The sequence below is a fragment of the Synechococcus sp. R8-2 genome, assembly GCF_047461715.1.
Taxonomy (GTDB): Bacteria; Cyanobacteriota; Cyanobacteriia; order Thermostichales; family Thermostichaceae; genus Thermostichus.
The window spans coordinates 1-723 of record NZ_JANSHQ010000414.1 but is presented as its reverse complement, the minus strand read 5'-3'; the positions used below and the strand labels follow the sequence as shown (position 1 = coordinate 723).

At 62.0% G+C, this 723-nt stretch carries 1 protein-coding gene; it reads right to left on the bottom strand.

Annotated elements, in window-relative coordinates; genetic code table 11:
* Positions 1 to 723, bottom strand: a 723-nt coding sequence (locus tag NW819_RS10105) for an RNA-guided endonuclease InsQ/TnpB family protein (RefSeq protein ID WP_414413656.1), incomplete at both ends; no start/stop codon positions are given.

Sequence of the window (723 nt, the reverse complement as noted above, 5' to 3'; positions counted from 1 at the left end):
GACTTGGCGCGGACGTTCTTCCCAGGAGCATCTGCCGTCCCTGCCGCCGACTTGGACATATTCCGCACCCGCAAGTCCTCGATGCACACGATTGCCTGGCTTTTGCAAATCGCGGTCGAGACCTTGTGCAGGAAGTCGCGGCGGGCGTTGGCCATCTGAGAATGAATACGCTGGAGGCGGGCTTTTGCCTTCTTCCAGTTGTTGCTGAACTTGACTTTGCGGGAGAGCGCTTGCTGTGCCTTGCGCAAGCGCGCCTCGTGCCGCTTGAAGCTGTTGAGGGGCGCGTAGAACGTGCCGTCCGAGAGGGTAGCCAAGCGGGCAATGCCCATGTCCATGCCCACTGCGCCCCCCTGCGGAATAGGCCAATTAACCTCCCGCTCGGTCTGGATCGACACGAACCACTTGCCAGCGTGCTTGGATACGGTGACGCTCTTGACCTTGCCCACCACGTCGCGGCTGTTGCGATAACGCAGCCAGCCAAGTTTGGGCAGAAAGATGCGGCTGTTGGCCTGGTCCAGCTGGATTTGCTTGGGCTCGGGATAACGGAAACTGTCGGACCGGCCTTTTTTCTTGAACTTCGGGAAGCCGGCGCGCTGGGCGAAGAAGTGGCTGTAGGCCCGCTCCAAATCCTGGAGCGCCTGTTGCAGCGGATGCACCGGCGCATCCGCCAGCCACGCCGTATCTGCGCTGTGGCGCCACGCGGTGAGCAACTGGCACAGGCCC